General features: G+C 67.2%; 14 protein-coding genes and 1 pseudogene. 10 read left to right on the top strand and 5 right to left on the bottom strand.

Features of this window, described 5'->3' with window-relative positions; translation table 11 throughout:
• Positions 1-27: 27 nt before the first annotated feature.
• The 3 genes from IEX50_RS09720 to IEX50_RS09710 all read left to right on the top strand — a co-directional run bounded on the left by IEX50_RS09720 (position 28) and on the right by IEX50_RS09710 (position 4647).
• On the top strand, positions 28-819 hold the full coding sequence (locus tag IEX50_RS09720; RefSeq protein ID WP_157176676.1) for a transglutaminase family protein: 792 nt from the start codon (positions 28-30) through the stop codon (positions 817-819).
• A gap of 114 nt (positions 820-933) precedes the next feature.
• Positions 934-1476, top strand: a complete 543-nt coding sequence (gene infC, locus IEX50_RS09715) for a translation initiation factor IF-3 (protein WP_373285298.1) — start codon at positions 934-936, stop codon at positions 1474-1476.
• A 285-nt stretch (positions 1477-1761) separates the two neighbouring features.
• A complete protein-coding gene (locus IEX50_RS09710; RefSeq protein ID WP_157176677.1) occupies positions 1762-4647 on the top strand; it encodes a TonB-dependent receptor in 2886 nt (961 codons plus the stop codon).
• Positions 4648-4750: 103 nt separating this feature from the next.
• Here IEX50_RS09710 and IEX50_RS09705 read toward each other — a convergent pair whose 3' ends face one another.
• From IEX50_RS09705 to IEX50_RS09690, 4 genes are all read right to left on the bottom strand, one after another.
• Positions 4751-5191 carry a hypothetical protein gene (locus IEX50_RS09705; RefSeq protein ID WP_184075114.1) on the bottom strand — a complete coding sequence of 147 codons (441 nt, stop codon included), beginning with the start codon at positions 5189-5191 and terminating at the stop codon, positions 4751-4753.
• Between the two features lie 534 nt (positions 5192-5725).
• The gene (locus IEX50_RS09700; protein WP_198350657.1) at positions 5726-6460 is read right to left on the bottom strand and encodes a L,D-transpeptidase; all 735 of its coding nucleotides are present in this window, start codon (positions 6458-6460) and stop codon (positions 5726-5728) included.
• 1 nt (position 6461) lies between these two features.
• Positions 6462-9614 carry a two-partner secretion domain-containing protein gene (locus tag IEX50_RS09695; protein WP_188699455.1) on the bottom strand — a complete coding sequence of 1051 codons (3153 nt, stop codon included), beginning with the start codon at positions 9612-9614 and terminating at the stop codon, positions 6462-6464.
• Positions 9615-9669: 55 nt separating this feature from the next.
• A complete protein-coding gene (locus IEX50_RS09690) occupies positions 9670-11352 on the bottom strand; it encodes a ShlB/FhaC/HecB family hemolysin secretion/activation protein (protein WP_157176680.1) in 1683 nt (560 codons plus the stop codon).
• Positions 11353-11947: 595 nt separating this feature from the next.
• Here IEX50_RS09690 and IEX50_RS09685 point away from each other — a divergent pair.
• Positions 11948-12673 (top strand): Crp/Fnr family transcriptional regulator, encoded by a 726-nt coding sequence (locus tag IEX50_RS09685; protein ID WP_157176681.1) that lies wholly within the window; start codon positions 11948-11950, stop codon positions 12671-12673.
• 88 nt (positions 12674-12761) lie between these two features.
• A pseudogene (locus IEX50_RS09680) lies at positions 12762-13771 on the top strand (zinc-dependent alcohol dehydrogenase family protein).
• 86 nt (positions 13772-13857) lie between these two features.
• On the opposite strand, the gene IEX50_RS09675 reads toward IEX50_RS09680, so the two are convergent.
• The gene (locus IEX50_RS09675; protein ID WP_157176682.1) at positions 13858-16620 is read right to left on the bottom strand and encodes a [protein-PII] uridylyltransferase; all 2763 of its coding nucleotides are present in this window, start codon (positions 16618-16620) and stop codon (positions 13858-13860) included.
• A 100-nt stretch (positions 16621-16720) separates the two neighbouring features.
• On the opposite strand from IEX50_RS09675, the gene IEX50_RS09670 reads away from it, so the two are divergent.
• The 5 genes from IEX50_RS09670 (at position 16721) to purH (ending at position 22660) form a co-directional block, all read left to right on the top strand.
• Positions 16721-17989, top strand: coding sequence for an RsmB/NOP family class I SAM-dependent RNA methyltransferase (locus IEX50_RS09670; RefSeq protein ID WP_157176683.1), 1269 nt, complete (start codon positions 16721-16723; stop codon positions 17987-17989).
• A 57-nt stretch (positions 17990-18046) separates the two neighbouring features.
• Positions 18047-18745, top strand: a complete 699-nt coding sequence (rpe, locus tag IEX50_RS09665) for a ribulose-phosphate 3-epimerase (protein WP_157176684.1) — start codon at positions 18047-18049, stop codon at positions 18743-18745.
• Positions 18742-20466, top strand: a complete 1725-nt coding sequence (locus tag IEX50_RS09660) for a heparinase II/III family protein (protein WP_157176685.1) — start codon at positions 18742-18744, stop codon at positions 20464-20466. Before rpe ends, IEX50_RS09660 begins: the two co-directional genes overlap by 4 nt.
• Positions 20467-20546: 80 nt before the next feature.
• Complete coding sequence (locus IEX50_RS09655) at positions 20547-20969, top strand: hypothetical protein (protein WP_157176686.1); 423 nt, start codon at positions 20547-20549, stop codon at positions 20967-20969.
• A 107-nt stretch (positions 20970-21076) separates the two neighbouring features.
• Entirely contained in the window at positions 21077-22660 is a 1584-nt protein-coding gene (gene purH, locus IEX50_RS09650) for a bifunctional phosphoribosylaminoimidazolecarboxamide formyltransferase/IMP cyclohydrolase (RefSeq protein WP_157176687.1), read from the top strand.
• Positions 22661-22666: the final 6 nt, after the last annotated feature.

The following is a 22666-nucleotide window of genomic DNA, read 5'->3' as shown; positions in this document are numbered from 1 at the left end:
GGGGGTCCGACCGCCCATCTTCAGGTCATGACAGATGACCTGCTTCACCTCGGCCTCGTCGACGACGATGCGATTGCGCTCGACCTAGCGGCGCTGGACCTGGCCGCGCTCGACCATCCCGGCGTCGATATCGATCCGGCGATCGACCTGCTTGCCGCGATCGCGAACGGCGTGCGCGCGGCGGGTGGCGAGGCGACCGACGGTCCGGCCCGCGCGGCCGTGCTGGCGGAGGTCATCGCCGGCCAGTTCGGGTTCGTGGGCGACCGCGACAGCTATGACGATCCGGCCAATGCGGACCTGATCCGCGTGATCGAACGGCGCCGCGGCCTGCCGGTCAGCCTGTCGATCCTGTATGTCGCCACCGCGCGGCGGATGGGCTGGACGGCCGATGCGCTCGACGTGCCGGGCCATGTGCTGGTGCGGATCGGTGGCGACGGCGCGTTCGTACTGATCGATCCGTTCCGCAGCGGCATGGTGATCGGCATGACCGCGCTGGCAGCATTGCTGGGGCGGCACGAGACGGGTGCGGTCGCGCCGATGTCCAACCGGTCGGTGCTGGTCCGCCTGCTGCTGAACCAGGCGACGCGCGCGGAACAGGCCGGGCATGCAGGGCGGGCGCTGACCCTGTTCGAGCGGATGACGACGATCGCGCCGGGTGCGGGCCATGCGTGGTGGGAGCGGGCGCGGCTGGAACTGGCCGGCGGGCGGGTCACCGCGGCGCGGGCGAGCCTGAGCGCGATGCTGGAAATGACGCGCGAACCGGTGCGGCGCGCGCAGATCGGCGATGCGCTGGCGGCACTGGCCGGGGCGGACGGCTAGCAATCGGTCGTTACCGGCGCTTCTCTTGGTCGGGCACCCTTTCGCAAAGGCACCAAATCGCCTATATCAGTGGCATAGACGAACGGTCCGACAGGAGAAACGACCATACCCCCGATGATGCCCCGCCGCGGTTTCGCGCCGACGCCTTCCCCGCTGAACGGCCCCCGTTTCAACGAATTCATCCAGAGCCAGAAGGTCCGGGTGATCGATGAGAACGGCGAGAATCTGGGTGTGATGTTCACGCGCGAAGCGATGGAGCAGGCGCGCGAAGTGGGGCTCGACCTGGTCGAGGTGTCGCCCAACGCCGATCCGCCCGTCGCGAAGTTCCTGGACGTCGGCAAGTTCAAGTACGAGACGCAGAAGAAGGCCAACCTCGCCCGCAAGAGCCAGAAGACGCAGGAGATCAAGGAGATCAAGATGCGTCCGAACATCGACGATCATGATTATGATACGAAGATGAAGAAGCTCAACGAGTTCATCGACGAGGGCGACAAAGTCAAGGTGACGCTGCGGTTCCGCGGGCGCGAGTTGGCGCACGGCCAGCTGGGCATGAACCTGCTCCGCCGCGTGCAGGACGATGTGGTCGAGACCGCGAAGGTCGAGCAGCATCCCCGCATGGAAGGCCGCCAGATGCTGATGGTGCTGTCGCCCAAGTAACGCGACTCGTATCATTTCGGATCGGTCGAGGCCGTCCGCCCCAAGCCGGGGCGGGCGGCCTTTCTGCATCTGCGCTGTCGGTAGGTCGGCATTGACGCTGCGTCAGAGGGCCGGCTCGACGCTGGTCATGCTGCAATCGCGAACGTCGGCAAAGACTTTCGTCTGTTGCTAACATGACGCAAAACTGCCTTTTTGTTAAAATTACCACGGTTTCGGCTGGCGTCGCTTTACAGATCGCTTTACGTTCACGGCAACACAAAACAAAAAAGTGTTCGGGAGAAGATGATGCGTAAAGCCTTGTGGCTGCTGTCCACCTGTATCGTCACGATTTCTGCCCCAGCGATGGCGCAGGACAATAGTGGCACTCTACCAGCCAGCCCTGCCAATACTACCAGGCCCGCCGGGACCGGTACCGAAGCCGGCGCGGTCCAGTTGGGCGGTACCGCCGGTGCGATCGTCCCCGCGGACCCGGCATCGCCCGCCGCCAGCGGCGTCAACGACCCGAACAGCCCGAACTACGATCCGAGCACGATCGTGATCACCGCCACCCGCCGCGCGAGCCCGCTGTCGGACGTGCCGATCGCGGTGACCGCGGTGACCGCCGCATCGCTGCAGAACAGCGGCGCCACCGACATCCGCCAGCTGAACCAGCTCGCGCCGTCGCTGCTCGTGTCGTCCACCGGCAGCGAGGCGAACGGGTCCGCGCGGATCCGCGGCATCGGCACGGTCGGCGACAATCCCGGCCTGGAAAGCTCGGTCGCGGTGTTCATCGACGGCGTGTATCGCAGCCGGACGGGTTCCGGCCTGAACGAGCTGGGCGAGATCGAGCGCGTCGAAGTGTTGCGCGGTCCGCAGGGGACGCTGTTCGGGCGTAACGCGTCGGCCGGCCTGATCAACATCGTGTCGAAGAAGCCGTCCTTCACCCAGGAAGGTTACGGCGAGGCGACCTACGGCAATTATGATTTCCTGCGCCTGTCGGGCGGCATCAGCGGCCCGATCGGCAAGAGCGGGATCGCGTACCGGCTGGACGGGATCTACGTGAAGCGTGACGGCTTCTACAAGAACGTGACGCAGGGCGGCGACAGCGAGTCGCGGATCAACGACCGCAATCGCTACTTCGTGCGCGGGCAGCTGCTGTACGAACCCTCCGACGATTTCTCGGTCCGGCTGATCGGCGATTATTCGCGACGCAACGAAAGCTGCTGCGGCGCGGTGTTCGTGGCGACGCGCGAGAGCGTCGACCCGACCGCGAACCCGGCATCCGCGACCGGCGGCGTCAACACGGACGGAGCGAGCGTGCAGTCGGCGACCAACCGGATCGTCGACATCCTGAACAACCCGTATTTCAGTGCGAACATTCCGACGCAGGCGAACCTCGATCCATACAACCGTGAGGTTTCGGTCACGCCTGGGCGGACGTACAAGAATCTGACGACCGACTGGGGCGGTTCAGCCCAGTTCGACTGGGATCTGGGCCCCGGCACGCTCACGTCGATCACCGCGTATCGCCAGTACAAGGCCGGCGGCGCGGCGGACGTCGACTACACCGCGGCGGACCTGGTCTATCGCGGTGACGACAGCGACAATTACCGGCAGTTCAAGACATTCAGCCAGGAAGCGCGCTTTCAGGGCTCGGCGTTCAGCGGCGTGCTCGATTTCCTTGTCGGCGGTTACTACTCGAACGAGAAGCTACGGCTCGTCGACAACATCAAATTCGGTACGCAGTACGGCCAGTTTGCGGCATGCCGCATCGTCGCGACGATTAGCCCGGTGGCCGCGCTGCGCGCACCTGGTTCACCGGGCTGTCTGAGTGCGGCGGGCCGTGCGACGTTGACCGGTGCGTTCGGAGCGGCGGCGCCGACGATCCTGCGCGGGATCGATAATCTCGGCACGATCAGCGACAAGGGCGACAACCGCGCCGTCTACAACCAGCGCAGCGAGAACTACGCGTTCTTCACGCACAACATCATCAACATTACCGACACGCTGAGCGTCACGCTGGGCGCGCGCTACACCAACGAGACGAAGAAGTTCGACGCGAATTTCAACAACGACAACACGATCTGTCCGACGCAACAGGCGCTGCTCGGGCCGTTGCTCGCCAACCCGGCACTGGGTGCGATCGCCGGCGGGATCGTGACGCTGAGCTGCCAGGGCAACAGCAGTCCGGCGCTAAACGCGCTGAACCTGAACAGCACGCGCAAGGAAGATGAGTTCACCGGCACGGGTGTGCTGTCTTGGAAGCCGACCGCGCGGGTGCTGACCTACGCATCCTATTCCAAGGGGTACAAGGCGGGCGGGTTCAACCTCGACCGCTCGGCACTGGGCGGCGCGAACGGCGTGTTCAGCCCGCGCACCAATGCCGATGCGGACGGTTTGCAGTTCGAGCCGGAAAAGGTCGACGCCTATGAAATCGGCGCGAAGTACAGCAGCCGGCACTTCAACCTGAACGTCGCGGCGTTCCGGCAGGAGTTCAAGACGTTCCAGCTGAACACGTTCAACGGATCGATCTTCATCGTGCAGAACATCGCGGCCTGCAAGACGAGCCTGAACGGCGGCGATACCGACAACAGCCGGGCGACCGGCACCTGCACCGGCGGCACGAAGGCCGGCGTGATCTCGCAGGGTGTCGAGGTCGAAGCAGCGCTGTTCCCGGTGCGCGATTTCCAGGTTTCGGCGGGCTACACCTATGCCGATACGCATTACCGGCGGAACCTGGTCGGTAGTTCGAGCGGCGTCGCGCTGGACCCCGCACTGTTCCTACTGTCGGGCCGGCAGATGTCCAACTCGCCGAAGAATGTCGTAACGGTGTCGGCCACCTGGACGCCCGAACTGACGAGCAGCGGCATCCACGGGCTGGTCTATGCCGACACGCGCATGACGTCGGCGTACAATACCGGGTCCGACCTGTTCCCGGAAAAGGCGCAGGAAGGGTTCGCGGTCGTCAATGCGCGCATCGGCTTGCGCGGGCCGGCGAACGCTTGGGCGCTGGAGCTGTGGGGGCAGAACATCTTCGACAAGCAGTATCAGCAGGTGGCGTTCAACGCGCCGTTCCAGGGCGCCAACAGCGTCGCGCAGACGCAGGCGTTCGGCGTGACGGCGAACCAGCTGTTCGCAAGCTATCTGGCCGAGCCGCGCACCTTCGGCGTGACTGCGCGGACGAAGTTCTGAGGCGGGGCGAGCGGTTCGTTTCCCTTGCCATCCTGAAGGATAGTTAGGGGATCGGAAGACGGGGCGGGTGATTCCTGCCCCGTTTTGGTGTGGGTTGCAGCGATCAGGCTGCGTAGCATTTGTCCATGTAGGCGATCCTGACGACGCCGGTGCGGTGCGTGGCGTCGGCGAGGAAGTTTTCCATGGAAGTCTTGAGCAGGCGGAGTTCGTCGCGCGACAGCCAGCCCTGGATGCGGCCCTGCTGCACGGCCCAGCAATCGGCGGCGGCTTCGTTCGGGCCGAAAATCTGGTGCGCGCACTCGTGCGTGTACCAGAAGAGCTGTTGCGCGCGGGGCAGGTCGAACACGCGGGGGTGGAGGTAGATCCGGCCGCGGGCGGCGGCGGCGATGTCGTCGATCGGCTGGATCATGGTATCGACCGGGCCGCAGGTGGCGCGGTAGCCCGCGAGCAGCAAGGCGCCCGGGAGGATGATAAGCTGCGCTGCGGCCGGCCGCGGAATGAATAGCAAACCGGACGCCGCGATGCAGGTCAAGACGTGCTTCATCATGGTGAAACCGGTGGCCAAACGAAGGCGGGCGCTGCGGCGTGCTGGGCGTTGTGGTTGTGACTGAACTGGCGCGCGCACGGTCGGCGTGGCGTGGTTACCTTGATCTTTGGGTTGAAACGTCATCGGCATTGCACAGGCGACTGCTGCGCGTGGCGCATATGCATCGCCATGTCTGCTGGGGCCGAAACGGCGCGATGGGTTACGGAGATCAAGCATTACGCGACTTTCGCATCCGAACAGTGGTGCATCTCGAGCGGGCTGCTCAAGACGCCCTGACCGGACTTAGGGACAAAGGTATAGTGTATGTTAAGTTACAAAGCGGAGACTGATATCAAATAAAATATAGGTTTATCGTAAGTTTGATAAAACGAGACATAATTATGCAATCACCAAAATGAATGATTTGTATATTATCAGTAATGCCAGTTAAATATGACTTGGACTATTCGATATAGTTACTGCGAGAATAGGCGAATCTCGCGGGCTGAACTCTGACGAGTTGGCCGAAGGTCGGCCTAATGCGCGGGGCCGTCATTGGGATGCCAGCCTGAGTTCGGGGATTGCGAAGACGGTCCGGAGCGGCTTCGTTTCGGGCAAAATGTAAACGATGCCGACGGTGCCGGTGAACAGCGGCTTCACAACGTCGTCGTAGAATTTGGGCGGCACGTTGACACAGCCAAACGAGATGCGGTTGTCGGCGACGGACGCGGACGCAAGCCGCTCCGCGCGATGATCCACGCGGCGACCCACGATGACGCGGTGCATCGAGAGCGCGCTGTCATAGTCGATCCATAGAATGTCCTGTTCCAGATCGTGGCCAATGGCGGCCTGGAACCGGCCAGCGGGTGTCGTCCGCTCAGCCGGCGTGATCGTCGCGAGCTTGCGCTGACCGATGCCGGGAACGGTGTCGTCGCCGCGTGCCATGCCGAGCAGGGCGGGAGCCCCGCCGCGCAACGTGCCGGCCGCGTCGAACGCCAGAACGCGCGCATTCACCTTGTCGATGATGATGAAGGGCATGGCCTGGTTATCGCCCGAGGCCATGACCCATGTCGCGGTTTCGCGGGCGTCGCGGGAAAGCGTTTCGCTTTCAGGCCAGCCTTTGTCTGTGGGTCCGTCAGGCGCCTGCACGGCGGTCGCCGGTGTTGCGGCGAACGCTGGCAATTGAAACATCGTGACCAGGCCGAACGCCGCCGCCGTCAGCCGCACCGCGCCATGCCGCCAGCCGAGGGCCGTCGTCTTGCTCGGTGGGTTGACGGTGCGTGCCATATCAATGCCGCGCCTGCTTGCGGGGGTAGACCGGCACGACCGGACGGACAGGCGGTGTAGGCGTAACCGGTGGGACGTAGGCAGGCGTTTCGACAACCGGCGGGGCGGGCGGGGGTGGTGTCTTCACGCCACCTTCGACGACGTCAATCGGTGGGACGAACGTGAAGCCGATCGGCACGATCGGAACCTCAACGAACGGACGGATCGCGTTCGGCAGGTCGGGGACCGGGGTTGGCACTGGCGTCGGAACCGGAGTTGGTACCGGCGTCGGGACCGGAGTTGGCACTGGCGTCGGGACCGGAGTCGGTACTGGCGTTGGAACCGGGGTTGGCACTGGCGTCGGAACCGGGGTTGGCACTGGTGTCGGAACCGGAGTTGGCACTGGCGTGGGAACCGGAGTTGGCACTGGCGTCGGGACCGGAGTTGGCACTGGTGTCGGAACCGGGGTCGGCACCGGAGTTGGCACTGGCGTCGGGACCGGAGTTGGCACCGGCGTGGGAACCGGTGTCGGGACCGGAGTCGGGACCGGAGTCGGGACCGGAGTTGGCACTGGCGTGGGAACCGGGGTTGGCACTGGCGTGGGAACCGGAGTTGGTACTGGCGTGGGGACCGGTGTTGGCACTGGCGTGGGAACCGGAGTTGGCACTGGCGTGGGGACCGGTGTCGGGACGGGCGTCGGGACCGGAGTTGGTACTGGTGTCGGAACCGGAGTTGGCACTGGCGTGGGGACCGGTGTCGGGACTGGCGTGGGGACCGGAGTTGGCACTGGCGTCGGGACCGGAGTTGGCACTGGCGTGGGGACCGGTGTCGGGACGGGCGTCGGGACCGGAGTTGGTACTGGTGTCGGAACCGGAGTTGGCACTGGCGTGGGGACCGGTGTCGGGACGGGCGTCGGGACCGGAGTTGGTACTGGTGTCGGAACCGGAGTTGGCACTGGCGTGGGGACCGGAGTTGGCACTGGTGTCGGAACCGGTGTTGGCACTGGCGTGGGGACCGGAGTTGGCACTGGCGTGGGAACCGGAGTTGGCACTGGCGTGGGAACCGGGGTTGGCACGGGCGTGGGGACCGGAGTTGGCACTGGCGTCGGGACCGGTGTCGGCACTGGCGTGGGAACCGGTGTCGGGACGGGCGTCGGGACCGGAGTTGGCACTGGCGTCGGGGCGGCGGTGATGGTGCCGGTGGTGCGGAAGACGCCTGGGGTGCAGCAGGATCCGGCCAGCGCATACTGGTCCGCGTTCGGGCCGGCCAGCGTGTAGCCGGTGTAGGTGATGCCGACCGTGCCCGGGTTCGCGCTGTCGAACGTCGCGGTCGAGTCCGCGGCGCCGACGACCGTCACGCCGGTCGGCGAGCCGGATGTGGCGGTCGTGTTGAAGGTCGTGAACGTCACGTCGGTCGTGCCGTCTTCCTGACGCGTTGTGGTCGGGAACAGCAGCATCCGCTGCGTGAGTGCAGCCCCTTCGGTCAGCACGAAGCGCGTCGAGAAATCGGTCGGCGTCGAATAGGAGACCGGGTTGTAGTTGATCGTGACCGGGGCGGCCGTGACCGTAGTGGGCGGCGCCAGCGCGGTGAACACGATTGTGCCGCCGTTGATGCCGGGCCCGGTGCCGTCCCCGCCCGAGATGAGTGTGAGGCCGACCGGCAGGCCGAGCGACTGCGCCGGGACCGTCGTGCCGCGGGTCAGCGTGATCGCGGCGTCGATCGTCACGTCATGCCCGGCGCACAGCGCGATGTTGCCGTCCGTCGTGGTGATCGCGTGGTACACGTTCACATTCTGGCCAGCGTTCAGCAGAATGCTTCCGTTCGTGGTCGTCATCGGCGCGTTGACGTTGATGTCGCGGCCGCAGCAGGCGATGATGTTGCCGTTGGTCGCGGTAATCGCGTTGTTGATGTTCAGGTCACGAAACGCGTTGAGCGTCAGCGTGGTCGGGACGCCCGCCGCGGTCCAGGCAACCGCATCGTTGACGAAGATGTCGCCATTGCCGGTGGTGGTGTCGCCGGCGGCCGGGATCGTGCTGATCGTGACGCTGGTGTTGACCAGCTGCGCCGAGAGCGTCGACCCGGCGATGTTGCCGCCCGAACCGATGATGAAATCCTGCGGATCGATCAGCCAGCTGCCGGTCGTGCCGAGCGGCGCGACGGTCGAGACGCGGACCGTGTCGGCGATGCGGACGTTGGCGGCGGAGGTTTCGATGAAGCCGCCATTGCCGCCGTTGGGCGCGCTGGCGTCGAGATCGCCGCTCACCGTCACGGTGCCGGTCTTCATGTCGCCGAGCAGCATGATCGTGCCGGCGCGGTTCTGGAGCGTGCGGGCCTGGATGATGCCGGTGTTGTTGACGGCGGTGTGGAGCAGGTCGCCGGCCGCCTGCGCGGTCATCAGCACGCGGCCGCCATCGGCGCGCAGCACGCCGCCATTCTGGACGAGCGCGTTCACCGCACCCTTGTCGATCACGACGTTGAGCAGGCCGTCGCCCGCGACGTCGAGCGTGATTGCTTCGCCGCCGGCCAGCACGACCGTGCCGAAATTCGCCTGGATCACGCCGCCATTGCCGACATTCGCACCAAGCAGCGCGACATAGCCGTTATCGGCGGTGATCGTGCCGTCGTTCTGGACGCTGGCGCGGCTGTTGCCGGTGAATTTCATGCGGCCCGCCATGAAATCGGCGTCGGAGATGTTGAGCGTCGAGGCGATCAGGCCGCCGACGTTCACGTTGGAGCCCTTGCCGAACAGGATGCCGTTGGCGTTGCTCAGGAACACCTTGCCGTTGGCGGACAGGTTGCCGAGGATGACGGACGGGTCGGCGCCGGTGACGCGGTTGAGCGCGACTGAGTTGCTGGTCGGCTGTTCGAAGACGACGCTGTTGCCCTTGCCGATCGAGAAGGAGTCCCAGTTGATCGCCGCGCGATCGCTGCCCTGCGTCACGGTCAGCGTGCTGCCGTTGGTCGCGAGGCTCGCCTGGCCTTGCGTCACCTGGCCGCCGGACGGCAGTGTCTGCGCACTGGCGGCGGCCACCGGGACGACCGACCCGGCGAAACCGACACCGATCAGCCAGGCGAAGCGGGCGAGCCCCGTCGTGCGGAAGAGGCCGGCGCGGCTGAAGCGGGAGGCGGCGGTGGCGGGGGGGCTGCTGATCCCGAGCGATGGAAGGGCGGTCATGCGCGGTATCCTTGATGGCGGCGGATGGCCGCAGAGATCGGGGTGAGCAACACGATCAGAATGACTTCGAAATCTGGAACCAGGCGCGGCCGGACTTGTCCGGGGCGGACGTGGCGTCGGCATCGCTCAGCTTGCGCGCATAGGTGGCGCGGGCGGCGAGACCGTAGGGACCGGCCCAGGCGACGCTAGCACCGTAGGCGCTGCGTTTCGCGCGGTTCTGTCCGTCGAACCACGGATTCTTGGCGAACCGGACTTCACCCGCGTCGACGAAGCCGAACAGCTGGAGATTGCCGGGCACGACCTGCGGCAGGTTGAGCCGCGCCTCGACCGTGGCGACATAGCCTTCGTCGCCGTAGGCCTCGCCCTCCGGATAGGCGCGGACGGCGTAGGCGCCGCCGAGTTCCATCCGCTCGGAAATGTCGAGATTGTTGAACGCGACCTGGCCGCGGACCGAGCCGAATAGCGAGAGCGGGCCGGCGACCGTCTGAAGCCGCGCAAGACTGAATTGCAGCTTGCCGTAGCCACCGTCGATGCCGGCGGTTTGCGCGTCGGCGGCGCGGTCGACCGCACCGCGGATGTCGATGTTACCGACCACGACGCTAGCGGAATAGGCGTTCCAGCCGCCGCCGAGCAGCGTGTCGTGCGAGTCCCCGCTGAACCCGATGGACGCGACCTGCGCACGGCGGCGGCCGATTGTGTCAACGCTGTCAATTTTGTCGGTGAAAGATTTCACGTCGCCGCTTGCGACCAAGTAGAGGTTGTTGTTGCGCGAGCGGATCAGCGGATAGCTGGCGTAGATGCTGCCGACGTCGGCGTTGCCGCTGGCGTCCAGGCTCTTAAATTCCTCGCCGAGATCATAGTCGAGATGCGCATAGGCGATGCCGACCGTGACCGGCCCGACGAGCGTCTGGTATGCGGCGCGCCCATAAGCGAGGCCGTCGAACGAAGTCAGTACGCGCAGGCTGACGAGATCGCCAGATCCCGTCGGGTTGTTGAAGTTGATCGTGCCGCCGGCACGGTAGGCGCCGGTGTAGCGGTTGCCGGCATTGTCCGCCTCGACCGTGCCGGACACGGCGCGGCCGGGGACGACGTCGACCAGCAGGTCCGACGCGCCGACGTCGGTGCCGGGGCTGAGTGTGGATTTCACGGCGACGCCGGGGACGTCCGACAGGATGAGCAGCCGGCGTTCAAGCGGGGCGGAGGCGACGGGATCGCCGACGTCGAGCCCGGACATGATCCCGCGCGGCACGCGGTCCGCCAGCTTCGCCTCGTTGCTGATCTTAATCGCGCCGTAGTGGCCCTCAAGTACCGCGATGGTCACCGCGCCGCTCTGGAGATCCTGTTCGGGCAGATAGGCCTGCGCGACGAAGTAACCGCGGCTGTTATAGTAAGCGGTGACTTGGTTCGCGAGCGTCTTGAGACCGGCCATGTCGAGGTCGGTATTGGGCGCGAACGATGTCGCGGCGATCAGTTCGGATTCGGGAAACAACGTCGCGCCGGTGATGCGCAGCGACCGCACCCTGGCCCGGACCCCTCCCGCGGGCGGCAGAGCGGTCTGCGCCGTGCGATCGAGAGGCAGGTCTGGCGTCGGCTTGGCGGCCTGCGGCACAGGCGGGATTTGCTGCAGCTGACCACCGGCGCCCACGGGCACCTGCGCATCCGCGGCCTGACCCAGCCCGACCACGGCAACGGGACCGACGACTGCGAGAGTGGCTGCCCGACGGATCGACTTCAACATGAGCACCTCAAAAACACTGCAGGAAAAAGGGCACACGTCTCCCATCCGCAGCAGCGGGAGTCGTCGACAGTAGGGGGCGGGCATCAGCAGCCGGTCGCGCAACGCGATGGACGGATAAGCCCCGGTCCCATCGACGCGAAAGTCGCTTTTAAAATGATGACCTAGCGGGACGATCGCTTTGCGACCTGTTCTCCACCGAAGGTATAACTCATGTAAGCTACGACGTTACTAATACAAGTTAAATCGCGTCGGAGGCTTTCATGTATGGCACTCCTCGTTACGGCGTCCCAGGGTACGGACGTTTCGACGATAGGGTTGCAGACAATAATATTCGGTTAAAAAATACTCAGGGCCGTTACGACTTTAGTAAGGCAGCACAGCAACTTAGGTTCTGCGCAGAAAAGTAAGAAAAATATGAGAACGAATTTTGCTTTTCATGATTTACGCGGTGAGATGAAAAAGTGAGCGCTACCAATTCTACGTGAAGTTGCTTAGTAATTTTTGTCAGTGATCCAGCAGCAAACACTAGCAGGTGATATTCAGTGGCGAATCGCGATTCGCATCGCCGCTGTCATCGATTGATAATGAGTAGACGATGGCCGACATCCTGATCCGCAAGTTGAGTCGTTGGGTGAAGTTCGACGCCGCGGAACGCGCGGCGCTTGCCAAGCTGGCGGTCGCGAGCCGTCCGGTTGTCCGTGGACAGCATCTGATCCGCGAAGGCGATGATCCGACCCACGTCTTCCTGATCCTGGATGGTTGGGCGCAGCGTTACAAAGTGTTGCCGGACGGGAAGCGGCAGATCGTGGCGTTCCTGATGCCGGGCGATCTGTGCGACACGCATGTCTTCATCCTGGAAAAGATGGACCACAGCATATCGATGATGTCGCCTGGCAAGGTCGTGTCGATCCCGGCCGACGACATGCTGGCGATCATCAACGCGTTTCCGCGGATCGCGCAGGCGCTGTGGTGGTGTACGCTGGTCGACGAGGGGATCCTGCGCGAGTGGCTGGTCAACATCGGCACGCGCGAAGCCTATAGCCGGATCGCCCATCTGTTCTGCGAACTCTATGTGCGGGCAGGTGCGGTGGCGCGTGGCGGAAACGGTGATTTCTTCATGCCGCTGACGCAGGCCGATGTGGGTGAGGCGCTGGGCCTGACCGCGATCCACGTCAACCGGACGATCAAGGCGCTGAAGCAGAGCGGACTGGTCGATCCCGCCAAAAGCCGGCTGCGAATGCTGGACTTCGACGCGTTGAAGGCGGTCGGCGGGTTCGACGAGGCGTATCTACACGCGCGGCTGGTGCCGATCCACGACTGACGCGCGCGACGCGGGCCGGAACAGTCGGGGTCGGTCAGGCTTTGGAGCCATGACACTGAACCCGGCCGATTTTTCCGAAGGAAACACCATGTCCGTACGCGCGATCACCGTTCGCAATCCCGCCACGCTCGACAGCCTGACGCCGGCCGACCTGCCCGATATCGGTGCACCGGGGCGCGGCGAGATCGCCGTCCGGCTGCATGCGAGTTCGCTCAACTTTCACGACTATCTCGTTGCGAACGGGACGATCCCGGTCGAGGACGGGCGCGTGCCGATGTCGGACGGCGCGGGCGAGGTGACCGCGGTGGGCGACGGCGTGACGGAGTTCGCGGTCGGCGATAGCGTGGTGTCGACGTTCCATACGCTGTGGGCGGCGGGGCCGTGCCCGGTCGGCGATTTCCGGCGCGTGCCGGGCGACGGGATGGACGGTTATGGCCGGCAGGCGGTGGTCGTGCCGGCGGACTGGTTCACGCTCGCGCCCAAGGGATACAGCCATGCGGAGGCCGCGACGCTGACCTGTGCCGGGGTGACTGCGTGGCGCGCGCTGGCGACGGACGGGCCGCTGCTCGCCGGGCAGACGGTGCTGTGCAGGGATCGGGTGGCGTGTCAGTCTTCGCGCTGCAGTTCGCCAAGGCAATGGGCGCGGTGGTGGTCGCGACCTCGTCGTCGGACGAGAAGCTTGAGCGGCTGAAGGCGATGGGGGCGGACCATCTGATCAACTACCGCACGACGCCGGAATGGGGTGAGGCGGCGTATAAGCTGACCGGCGGCGTCGATCATATCGTCGAGATCGGCGGGCCGGGCACGCTGCCGCAGTCGATCGCGGCGCTGGGGCTGGGCGGGCATATCGCGCTGATCGGCGTGCTGACCGGCTTTTCGGGCGAGATCCCGACGGGCATGTTCATGGGCAAGCAGGGCCGGTTGCAGGGTATCACGGTCGGGTCGCGGCGTGATCAGCTCGACATGGTGAAGGCGATCGATGCGATCGGGCTGAAGCCGGTGATCGACCGGAGCTTCCCGCTGGAGGCGCTGGCCGACGCGTTCCGTTATCAGGAGAGCGGCGCGCACTTCGGCAAGATCGGGGTGGATATCGGGTGATCTGCCCAGTTCGGGCGTAATTTGGGCATCGAGGCTGTGGAGACCTTTGCGCGGAGTTCTCGACAGGCTCGAACCAAACGGGGCGGTCAGGCCACCGCGGCGAGCGAGCCTTCGCCTTCCGCGGCGGCCAGCAGCAGGCGCTCCATGGTGCGTAAGCGGGCGGGGGCGATGAGTTTGTCGCCGACGAGGTCGGTCAGGTAGAAGACGTCGACCGCGCGTTCGCCGTAGGTGGCGATGTGGGCGGAGTGGATCGTCACCTTCGACTGGAAGAAGGCGTGGGCCAGCGCGTTGAGCAGCGCCGGGCGGTCGCGGGCGTTGACCTCCACGACCGTGTAGCGGTTGGACGCCTTGTTATCGACGATGACCTGCGGTTCGATCTCAAACGCCTCGGCGCGTGTGCGGGCCATGGGCTTGGCGGCGAGCCGGTCGGCCAGCCGGTTGCGGTTGGCGAGCGCGTCGGCGATCCCGGCGCTCAGCCGATCGAGCCGCGAGGGTTCGTCGAACGGCTGCCCGAACGGATCCTGGACCAGCAGATTGTCGAGCGCCATGCCGTCGCGCGTCGTGTGGATGCGCGCATCGATGATGTTGCCGCCGGCCAGATGGACCGCGCCCGCGATACGGTAGAACAGCCCCGGATGGTCGCCGGCATAGACGGTGACGAGCGTGGCGCCGCGTTCCGGATCGGCGGTGGCGACGATCGACAGCGGAAGTTGTGCCGCGTCGGCGCTTTCGACCAGCGCCGCGTTGCGCGCGACGACATCGGCGGGCTCGGCGACCCAATAGGCCTCCGGCAAACGCCGCGCATAGGCGTCGAACGTCGCATCGTCCCAGCCCAGTTCGGCGCGGAGTTGCGCCTGCTTGGCCTCGATCCGTTCGCCGCGGCCCTTCTGCTTGTGGCCGAGGCGGAGCACTTCCTCGCCCGCTTCGTACAGGTCGGACAGGAGCTGGCGTTTCCAGCTGTTCCAGACGCCGGGGCCGACCGCGCGGATATCGACGATGGTCAGCATCAGCAGCAGGCGGAGCCGCTCGGGACTTTGTACGACGCCGGCGAAGTCGAGGATGGTCTTGAAGTCGGACAGGTCGCGCTTGAACGCGGTGGCGGACATCAGCAGGTGGTGGCGGACGAGCCAGGACACGGTCTGCGTCTCGGCCGCGGTCAGCCCGAAGCGCGGGCAGAGTTTCTCCGCGACGGCGGCGCCCAGGATGCTGTGATCGCCGCGGCGGCCCTTGGCGATGTCGTGCAGGAACACCGCGACATAGAGCACGCGGCGCGACACGAGCCGCGCGAACAGTTCGGTGGCGATCGGGTGGTCGACGTCGAGCGCGCCCTTTTCGATCCGCGACAGCAGGCCGATGGCGCGGAGCGAATGTTCGTCGACGGTATAGTGGTGGTACATGTCGAACTGCATCTGCGCCACGACACGGCCGAAATCCGGCACGAAGCGGCCGAGGATGCCCGCTTCGTTCATCCAGCGCAGCACCGTTTCGGGGTCGCGCGGACTGGTCAGAATATCGAGGAACAGCGCGTTGGCGCGCGGATCGGCGCGGACGGCATTGTCGATCAGCCGGAAATCGCGCCCCGCCTGACGCATCGCGAGCGGGTGGATTTCCAGGCCGTGGCGGTCGGCGAGCGCGAACAGCTCGATCAGCCGGACGGGGTCGGCCAGGAAATGGTCGGGCTTGGGCAAGGCAAGGCGGCCGCGATCGAGCGTGAAGCCGTCGATCCGCCGCCGCAACCGGATCGACGGCATGCCGAACCGCCGCCCGCGGCCGGCGAACGTCTCGTCGAGATGGGCGAGGAACACCGCGGTCAGGTCGCCGACCTGTTTTGCGGTGAGGAAATAATGCTGCATGAACCGTTCGACGCCGGACCGGCCGGGGCGATCGGCATAGCGCATGCGCGCCGCGACCTCACGCTGCACGTCGAAGGTCAGGCGGTCTTCGGGCCGGTTGCTGAGGATGTGGAGGTGGCAGCGGACCGCCCAGAGGAAGTTCTCCGCACGCTGGAACCGGCGCAGCTCCTCGCGGGTCAGCAGGCCCTTGCCGACCAGGTCGGGCAGTTCGCTGACGCGGTAGGCGAACTTGCCGATCCAGAAGAGCGTGTGGAGATCGCGCAGGCCGCCCTTGCCCTCCTTGATGTTGGGTTCGACGACGTAGCGGCTGTCGCCCATCCGGACGTGGCGCGTGTTGCGTTCGGCCAGCTTGTCGGTGACAAAGGCGCGCGCGGCGGCGGACCCGTCGCGGATCTCGCGGTCGAACCGGCGGGCGGCTTCCTCGTACACGACGTTGTCGCCCCAGACGTAGCGCGCCTCGAGCAGGGCGGTGCGGATCGTCAGGTCCTCGCGCGCCATGCGGATCATGTCGTCGAGGGAGCGGCTGCTGTGGCCGACCTTCAGCCCGAGATCCCACAGCGTGTAGAGCATCGATTCGATGATCTGTTCGCCCCAGCCGGTTTGCTTGGAGGGGGTGAGGAACGCGATGTCGATGTCCGAATGGAGCGCCATTTCGCCGCGCCCGTAGCCGCCGACCGCGATCAGGGTCAGCCGTTCGCCGGACGAGGGGTTGGGGTTCGGATAGAGACAGGTGACGGTGAAGTCGGCGATCAGCCGGAGCATCTGGTCGGTGAGATAGGCGTAGCCGGCCGCGACCTCCCGCCCGCGGCTGGGGTGGAGCGCCAGCCGCGCGGCCATTTCGGCACGGCCGCGGTCGAGCACGCCGCGCAGGATCGCCACCGACGCCGCGCGCATCCGGCTGGTGTTGGCGGGCGGGATCGCGGCGAGCAGATCGGCGACGGTGCGGCGATCGACGATCGTGCGGCGGTCGGGCAGACTTTCGAAACGGGTGGCCATGGCGGTGGCCTTAGCAGGCGTGCGTCGAAAAAGCCTTACCGTTGGCTGGATCGGCCGGATGGGTGGTTTCGCCGCGCGACACGCTCTAAGGCCTCTGCGGATGACGAAACAGGACGATCCGCCCGGGACACCGGCCCGCCGCGCCGCAATGCGACTGCTCGATGCGGTGTTGCGCAAGGGGTTGCCGCTGGAGGCGGCGATGGCGTCGGCGACCGCGGAGCTGGACCGCGCGGACGATCGCGGCTTTGCGCATGCCATTGCGGCGGAGGCGTTGCGGCGCCTGCCGGACCTCGACGCGCTGATCGATTCGGCGACGCCCAAGCCGATGCCCGACGATGCCAAGCCGCGCTTTGCGCTGCGCATCGCGCTGGTCCAGGCGCTGGCGCTGAACACGCCGGCGCATGCGGCGATCGCGACGGTGCTGCCGCTGGTCGATGGCGGGCCGCGGCGGCTGGTCCACGGGGTGTTCGGCACGCTGATCCGGCGGGGCGACCGGTTGCCCGATCCGCCGCATCTGCCGGTCGCGGTCGGCATCCGCTGGGCGCGCGCGTGGGGCGATGCCGCGGCGGAGGCGGCGCGTTACGGTATCGCGCAGCCAGCGCCGATCGACCTGACGCTGAAGGTCGACGACGCCGCGCTGGTCGCGGAACTGGGCGGCGTCACGCTGGCGCCGCGTCACGTCCGGCTGCCGGCCGGGACCGCGGTGGAGGAACTGCCCGGTTACGGCGAGGGACGCTGGTGGGTGCAGGATATCGCCGCGTCGCTGCCCGCCCGCCTGATCGGTGCGGCACCGGCGGGCGGGACGGCGATCGACCTGTGCGCCGCGCCGGGCGGCAAGACGATGCAGCTGGCGACGGCGGGCTGGGACACGACCGCGATCGACCTGTCGCGCACGCGGCTCGGCCGGTTGATGGAGAATATGGACCGGGTCGGCGCCAAGGCGCGGATGATCGTGGCGAACGCGGCGGTCTGGTCGCCGGATGCCGCCGCCGACGTGGTGCTGCTCGACGCGCCCTGTTCGGCGACGGGCATCTTCCGCCGCCATCCGGAGGTGCTGCACCGCGCGCGGCCACGGGTGATCAAGGAACTGGCGGAACAGCAGGCGCAGTTGCTGGCGCATGCCGCGACGATGGTGCGGCCGGGCGGGCGGCTGGTCTATGCGACCTGTTCGCTGGAACGCAGTGAGGGCGAGGAGGTGGCGGACGCGTTCGCGGTGCCGGGTTATGCGATCGATCCGGTGCGCGTGGACGAGCTGCCGCACGGGTTTGCGCCGGATGCGGCGGGCTATCTGCGCGTGCCGCCGGGGACGCTGGCCGAGGCGGGCGGCGCGGACGGGTTCTTCGTCGCGCGCTGGAGGCGCGAGGCGTAGCGCGAGACCGACTTCGGCTCTCTTGCACCGTCCCGGCGCGCCCGATACAGCTTTACCATGTCACGCCCCATCCTGATCGCGCCGTCCATCCTCTCCGCGGATTTCGCGCGGTTGGGCGATGAAGTGCGGGCGATCGGCGCGGCGGGCGCGGACTGGGTGCATTTCGATGTGATGGACGGGCATTTCGTACCGAACATCTCGATCGGGCCCGGGGTCCTCAAGGCGATCCGGCCGCATACGACGCTGCCGATCGACGTCCACCTGATGATCGCGCCGGTCGACGTCTATCTCGATGCGTTCGCGCAGGCCGGGGCGGACCGGATCAGCGTGCATGTCGAGGCCGGGCCGCATATCCACCGGACGGTGCAGCGGATCCGCGACCTGGGATGCAAGGCCGGCGTCGTGCTCAATCCCGGCACGCCCGCCAAGATGCTCGACTACCTGATTGACGATGTCGACATGGTGGTGGTGATGAGCGTGAACCCCGGTTTCGGCGGGCAGAGTTTCATCACCAGTCAGCTCCGCAAGATCGAGGCGGTGCGGCGGATGATCGACAAGACCGGCCGCGAGATCCACCTGCAGGTCGACGGCGGGATCGATGCCGAGACCGCGCCGCTGGCGATCGCCGCCGGGGCGGACGTGCTGGTGGCGGGTACCGCGACGTTCCGCGGCGGGCCGGGTGCCTATGCGGGCAACATCGCCGCGATGCGCGGGCCGGTTGGCGTGGCCCCGGCAGAGCCCACCCCCGCCGCATGAGCGACACCGGGCCGAGCGATGCGATCGAGCCCGGTCGGCAGTTGATCCGCGTGGGCGGCGAACAGGGCGTATCGCTAGGCGGGCGGCTGGCCGCGACGTTGCAGCGGCTGGCGTGGCGGTCGCCGCTTCATTCGCTACGGCTGCGCGGGCGCTATCCGTTGAAGCTGCTGGCGGTGCCGGTCGATCCGATCCCGGGCCATGCGGGCGACGGGACGGAGCTGCTGGAGGGCTGGTTCCGGCATCGCGGGGTGGCGGTGGAACTGGCGATGGTCGATTTCGGCAATCCCGCGACGATCCCGGCGGCGCTGGTCGATCATATCCAAACATTCGGATTCCTGCGCGACCTGGCCGCCGCCGGGCCGCGCGAACGGACCGCGCCGATCGCCGAACTGATCGTGCGGCAATGGCTGGGCGCGCATGGCGGCGGGGTGACCGATGCGGGCTGGCGGCCGGACCATTGGGGGCGGCGGATCCTGGCGTGGGGCGCGCATGCCCCGCTGATCCTGTCGTCGCACGATATCGTCTACCGATCCGCCGTGCTGAACGCGCTGGCGCAGGGCGCGCGGCATCTCGACCGCGGGGCGGACAAGGCGCCGCCCGGACTGCCGCGGATCGCGGCGTGGGCGGGCGTGGTGGCGGCCGGGCTGCTGATCCCCGGCGGCGACGTGCGGCTGGCGCACGGCGAGGCCGGGCTGGGCAAGGCGCTGGCGACGAGCGTGCTGGCGGATGGCGGGCTGACCAGCCGGTCGCCGACTGCGCAGCTGGAGCTGGTCGAGCTGCTGTCGCAGCTGAACGCAGTCTATGCGGCGCGGCGGCGCGACGTGCCGGAGATGCTGTCCGCGGTGCTGGCGCGCGCGGTGCCGGCGTTGCTGGGCGTGACGCTGGGCGATGGCGGGCTGTCGAGCTGGCAGGGCGGCGGGCCGGTGTCCGCGGCGCGCGTGGCGCAGGCGGTGACCGCGTCGGGCGTGCGCACCCGGCCGCTGCGCCAGGCGCGCGACTGGGGGTATCAGCGGCTGTCGGCGCAGGGGACGCTGCTCGTGGTCGATGCCGCGCCGCCGCCGGTCGCGCGGCTGTCGACCGGGGGCTGTGCGTCGACGCTGGCGTTCGAGATGTCGGACGGGCCGCGCCGGCTGATCGTCAATTGCGGCGGCAGCACGGGGCTGGCGTCGTTGCCGGACGACCTGACCGAGGGGCTGCGCACGACGGCGGCGCATTCGACGCTGACGCTGGCCGATACCAATTCGACCGCGCTGCACGCGGACGGGTCGTTGGGTCGCGGGGTGAAGGAAGTGGAGCTCGACCGGCAGGAGCTCGACACCGGCAGCCGGATCGATGCGTCGCACGATGGCTATGCGCGGCGCCACGGGCTGATCCACCGGCGGCAGCTGATGCTGTCGTCGGACGGGCGCGAGCTGCGCGGCGAGGACGTGCTGCTGCCCGCGCCGCGCCGGCGGCGGTCGGGCAGCGACGGGTTCGCGATCCGTTTCCACCTTGCGCCGGGGATCAGCGCCTCGGTGACCGCGGACGGGCAGGGCGCGCTGCTGCGGTTCCAGGACGGCGGATCCTGGCAATTCCGATCGCGCGGCGGCGCGCTGGCGGTGGAGGACAGCCTGTGGATCGACCCCGCCGGCCGCCCCCGCGCGACGTGCCAGCTGGTGCTGACCGGCGAGGTGCCGCCGGGTGGCGCCGAGGCGGGGTGGGTGTTGCGGAAGATGGCTTGAGGCGCGGTAGGCGCCGCATTTCTTCATCTTTCGCGGTCAAGGCGGGGGGGTGTTGGAGCACCGCAGGACGGAATCGCCAAATGATCGACGAGAAGGGCAGGGGCGTTCCGGGCACACCGTTCGGTCGCAGGCGCCCGATCGTCGTCCGACCTCAGTCACAAGACGCAGGCACTGAACCGGTGCCGTTATCGCGCCTCGGCGACGACGCAGCGGCGGCCGCATTTGCTGCAGATTTGCGGCAACGCGGGTTGGCGGCACGCGGACTGGAGCGCGACCTGATTCAGGAGGTGCCGCTGTTGTACGGATCGTCCGGGCGGCTTGAACCGCAGGGTGATCCGGGAATTGTCCTGGCCGCGATGCATCGCGACGACATGGTTCGCCGCAATGGGGGTGGCATTCCTGTTGCGACGCGCCGTGCCCGGGCGTTCCTGCCGTACGAGCGTGAGATGGCCGGTTTGAGCCTGCTGTTCGTCATCCTCTATTGGTTCGGTGTCCTCGACTAGGCGACGAAACTGCCTGAGATCGGCCGTATTTGCGTGGAAGCCGGGTGACCGCGGTGGCGTGTCGCGCTAAGGGGCGCGCGCCTGACATCATCCCCGGAGCTGATCCCATGACCGCCATTTCCATTCGCCGTGCATTGCTGTCGGTGTCCGACAAGAGCGGGCTTGTCGAGCTCGGGCGGGCGCTGGCCGCGCGGAGTGTGGAGCTGGTGTCGACCGGCGGGACGGCGAAGGCGTTGCGCGATGCGGGGCTGGACGTGCGGGACGTGTCCGAGCTGACCGGCTTTCCCGAGATGATGGACGGGCGGGTGAAGACGCTGCATCCGCTGGTGCATGGCGGGCTGCTCGCGGTGCGCGACGATGCGGCGCATGTCGCGGCGATGGAGGCGCACGGGATCGGCGCGATCGACCTGGTGGTGGTGAACCTCTATCCGTTCGCGCAGACCGTGGCGAAGGGCGCCGCGCGCGATGAGGTGATCGAGAATATCGACATTGGCGGGCCATCGATGGTGCGGTCGGCGGCGAAGAACCATGCGTTCGTCGCGATCGCGACCGACCCGGCGGACTATCCGGAGCTGATCGCGCAGATCGAGGCGGATGGTGGCACGACGCTCGACATGCGACGCAAGCTGGCGGCCAAGGCATTCGCCGCGACGGCCGCCTATGATGCGGCGATCGGCGCTTGGTTCGCCGAGGTGGACCAGGACGAGACCCTGCCGGCGAGCATGACGGTGGCGCTGACCAAGGCGGCGGAGTTGCGGTACGGGGAGAATCCGCATCAGCAGGCGGCTTTGTACCTGCCCGCGATCGGTGCGGCCGGGATCGCGCAGGCGGAGCAGGTTCAGGGCAAGGCGCTGAGCTACAACAACTATAACGACGCGGATGCGGCGCTGGAACTGGTGGCCGAGTTCCGCGACGGGCCGCCGACGGTGGTGATCGTGAAGCATGCCAATCCGTGCGGCGTGGCGTCGGCCGACACGCTGATCGATGCGTATCGCGCGGCGTTCGCGTGCGACACGGTGTCGGCGTTCGGGGGGATCATCGCGGTCAACCGGCCGCTCGACGGGCCGACGGCGGAGGCGATCAGCGGGATCTTCACCGAGGTCGTGGTGGCACCCGGTGCCGACGATGCGGCGCGCGCGGTGTTCGCGGGGAAGAAGAATCTGCGGCTGCTGCTGACCGGCACGCTGCCCGATCCGGCGCGCGGCGGGCTGATGCTGAAGTCGATCGCGGGCGGGATGCTGGTCCAGTCGCGCGATGCCGGCCGAGTGGCGGCGGCCGACCTGACCGTGGTGACGAAGCGCCAGCCGACCGCGGACGAAATGGCGGATTGCCTGTTCGCGTGGACGGTGGCCAAGCATGTGAAGTCGAACGCGATCGTCTATGCGCGCGGTGGGCAGACCGCGGGGATCGGCGCGGGACAGATGAACCGGCTGGAGTCCGCGCGGATCGCGGCGTGGAAGGCGAAGGATGCGGCGGACAAGGCGGGCTGGTCCACGCCGCTGACGATCGGGTCGGCGGTCGCGTCGGACGCGTTCTTCCCGTTCGCGGACGGGCTGATGGCGGCGGTCGAGGCGGGGGCCACCGCGGTGATCCAGCCGGGTGGATCGATCCGCGACGCCGACGTGATCGCGGCGGCGGACGAGTCCGGGCTGGCGATGCTGTTCACCGGAATGCGCCATTTCCGGCACTAGGTTCAG

The organism is Sphingomonas prati (assembly GCF_014643515.1).
Classification (GTDB): Bacteria; Pseudomonadota; Alphaproteobacteria; order Sphingomonadales; family Sphingomonadaceae; genus Sphingomonas_R; species Sphingomonas_R prati.
The sequence above is the reverse complement of the archived record's forward strand: the minus strand, read 5'-3'. Positions and strand labels throughout refer to the sequence as shown.